Consider the following 3,024-nt stretch of genomic DNA (forward strand, 5'->3'; position numbering starts at 1 on the left):
GATGGAACGGTAGCCGCATCGTATTGCAGCGGGCCTTCGATGGCCAAATCAGGGCGTTTTTCTTTCGCCAGTTTGGTGGCTTCGATCACTGCATCGACATCAGGGCCGCTGCCTGAGTTGATGGTAGAGTAGGAAATCATGGCTACTTTTGGATCGATACCGAAGGCTTTGGCGCTGTCGGCAGATTGGATGGCGATGTCGGCCAGTTGTTCCGGAGTTGGGTTCGGATTAACCGCGCAGTCGGCAAATGCCAAAACTTGGTTAGGCAGCAACATGAAGAATACGCTGGATACGAGGCTTGCGCCCGGAGCGGTTTTAATCAGTTGCAAGGCAGGGCGGATGGTGTTGGCAGTAGTGTGGACTGCACCGGAAACCAAACCGTCTACGTCGTTTTGAGCCATCATCATGGTGCCGAGTACGACGGTGTCTTGCAGCTGTTTGCGTGCGTCTTCAGGAGTCAGGCCTTTGGATTTGCGCAATTCGCACATTGGCTCGACGTATTGTTCAACCAAAGAAGCAGGATCGATGATTTCCAAAGAATCAGGCAGGGAGATGCCGCGTTCTTTCGCTACGGCCTCAACTTCTTCGCGGGTCGCCAACAGTACGCAACGGGCGATGCCTTTTTCGTGACAGATAGCGGCAGCGGCGACGGTGCGCGGTTCTGCGCCTTCAGGCAGAACGATGCGCATATCGGCTTTGCGGGCAAAATCGATCAGGTTGTAACGGAATTGGGCTGGAGACAGGCGTTTGGCTTCGCGTTTGGCCAAAGCGGATACGTCTTGCAGTTTGTCGCTGGAGCCGAAGAAAGTCAGGCCGGTTTGCTCGGCAACTTGTGCGCCTAAAGCTGCGGCTATGCCGTCAATGATGAAACCTTCCAATAAGCCCGGGGAATTAGTGTAGAGCTGTTTGGCGAGGTTTAATTGTTGGGCGATAGCGGCCGCGTCGGTATTGTCGGATTTCAACGCCAAGACAACGCCTGCGTCCAAAGACAGTGCCAATTCAACGTTTTTGCCTGCCAAGAACAATTTGTCTGCATCAGGAGTAATACCTTCGATAACGAGATTATCTGCGTTCAATGCTGCAACTTTACCGACAAGTGCGTCAAACCAGTCGTCGCTCTTGCCTTGAGCCAACAGGGCTTCTGTAGTGGAGTCAACGGCTTGGAAAACTTGCGCATTCAATGCCGCTGCAAATGCTTTTGCCGCTGCATCGGCGCTCAGGCCGGTAGATACCGGTGCGATCAGGATTTTTGCCATTTTGTGTCCTCTCTTTCGGTGATTGTAGAAGGGTGTTGCTGTTGTGCAGCTGGTGCTGCATTTTATCACTTTGGGATAACATATACACGGTCATATTGACATATGTCATCAGGCCGTCTGAAAAGTATAAACGCAATGGACCAAATCCATCAATCCCCCATTGTCGCCAAAAGCTCGGCTTGATGCTCGGCAATCAGGGCATTGGTGATTTCTTCCAAATCACCGTCCATCACAAAATCCAGTTTGTGCAGGGTAAGGTTGATGCGATGGTCGGTCACGCGGCCTTGTGGGTAATTGTAGGTGCGGATGCGTTCGCTGCGGTCGCCGCTGCCGATCAGGGATTTGCGTTCGGCGGCTTCTTTGGCTTGGGCTTCGCGTTTTTGCGCGTCGTTCAGGCGTGCGGCGAGGACTTTCATCGCCTGCGCTTTGTTGGCGTGTTGGCTGCGGCCGTCTTGGCATTCGACCACCATGCCTGTCGGCAAGTGGGTAATGCGGACGGCGGAGTCGGTTTTGTTGATGTGCTGACCGCCTGCGCCGGATGCGCGGAAGGTATCGATGCGCAGGTCTGCGGGGTTCAATTCGATGTCTTCGAGTTCGTCCGCTTCGGGCATGACGGCAACGGTACAGGCCGAAGTGTGGATGCGGCCTTGGCTTTCGGTGGCAGGGACGCGTTGCACACGGTGGCCGCCGGATTCAAATTTCAGACGGCTGTACGCGCCCAAGCCGATAATGCGGGCGATGACTTCTTTATAGCCGCCCAATTCGCTTTCGTTGGCGGAAACGATTTCAACCTGCCAGCGGTTGCGTTCGGCGTAGCGGCTGTACATGCGCAACAAATCGCCTGCAAACAGCGCGGCTTCGTCGCCACCGGTACCGGCGCGTACTTCGATAAAGATGTTTTTATCGTCGTCGGCATCTTTGGGTAGCAGCAGTTTTTGCAGCTCGGTATCGAGTTCGTCGATTTTGGCTTTTGCCGCTTCGATTTCTTCGGCAGCGAAGTCTTTCATTTCAGGGTCGGACAGCATTTCTTCGGCATCTGCCAAGTCGCTTTGCGCCAGCTGATAGTTTTGAAAGACTTCGACAATGGGGGTCAGTTCTGCGTGTTCGCGTGTGAGTTTGCGGTAGTTGTCCATGTCGGACGTGGCTTCAGGCTGACCGAGCAGGTGCGTGACTTCTTCCAGTCGGTCGCTGAGTTGTTGTAGTTTTTCTAAGATAGACGGCTTCATAAATTTTCCAAAATACGGATGCCGTCGAGTGGTCTGCAACGGCGAAATAAGGAGTCATTATAATGGGTTTGAATGAAAATTCAAAAAGATATGATTGATTGGAAAGGCCGTCTGAAACCTGTTTTTAAGTTTCAGACGGCCTTTTTTAGTATGGGCTTATTTAGGCGCAGCCAAGATGCCTGTTTGGTTCAGTAGGAACAAAACGGTAAATCCGGTCAGGTAAATCAAGCCGAGGATGGCGAGGAAGTTCATGCCCATGGTCAGTTTGTGGCGTTTGTCGCCTTTGACGAGGCGGTAGTTCAGCCAAGCGAACACAGGGGCTGAAACGAAGGCGGTGATCATGGCGAATTTGAGCAGCTCGGCCATCGCGCTGTTGAACCAAAAAATCACGGCCAAGCCCGAACCTGCAACCCAGACGTTCCAGGCAAACAATTCGACATTGCCGGTTTTGTCTTTGCCGCGCAGCAGGCGTACCGGTTCGGCAATCGCGCGTGCGTAGCCGTCCACTACGGTAATGGTGGTGCCGTACATGCAGGCGAAGG

2 protein-coding genes and 1 pseudogene are annotated in these 3,024 nt (G+C 53.4%); all 3 read right to left on the reverse strand.

Features of this window, described 5'->3' with window-relative positions; translation table 11 throughout:
* Positions 1-1,256 (reverse strand): phosphate acetyltransferase (gene pta / locus ACTHS8_RS10750; RefSeq protein ID WP_440373703.1); only part of this gene is annotated, 1,256 nt, incomplete at its 3' end.
* Positions 1,257-1,405: 149 nt separating this feature from the next.
* Entirely contained in the window at positions 1,406-2,482 is a 1,077-nt protein-coding gene (prfA, locus tag ACTHS8_RS10755; protein ID WP_440373704.1) for a peptide chain release factor 1, read from the reverse strand.
* Positions 2,483-2,638: 156 nt separating this feature from the next.
* Positions 2,639-3,024 (reverse strand): annotated as a pseudogene (locus ACTHS8_RS10760) (divalent metal cation transporter); the annotation flags it as partial.

It is taken from the genome of Neisseria sp. P0016.S008 (assembly GCF_051957775.1).
GTDB classification, from domain to species: Bacteria; Pseudomonadota; Gammaproteobacteria; order Burkholderiales; family Neisseriaceae; genus Neisseria; species Neisseria flavescens_B.

What these genes read in the sequence shown, in the direction of transcription:
- prfA (WP_440373704.1), bottom strand. Translation starts at nt 2,482, where the DNA reads ATGAAGCCGTCTATCTTAGAAAAACTACAACAACTCAGCGACCGACTG.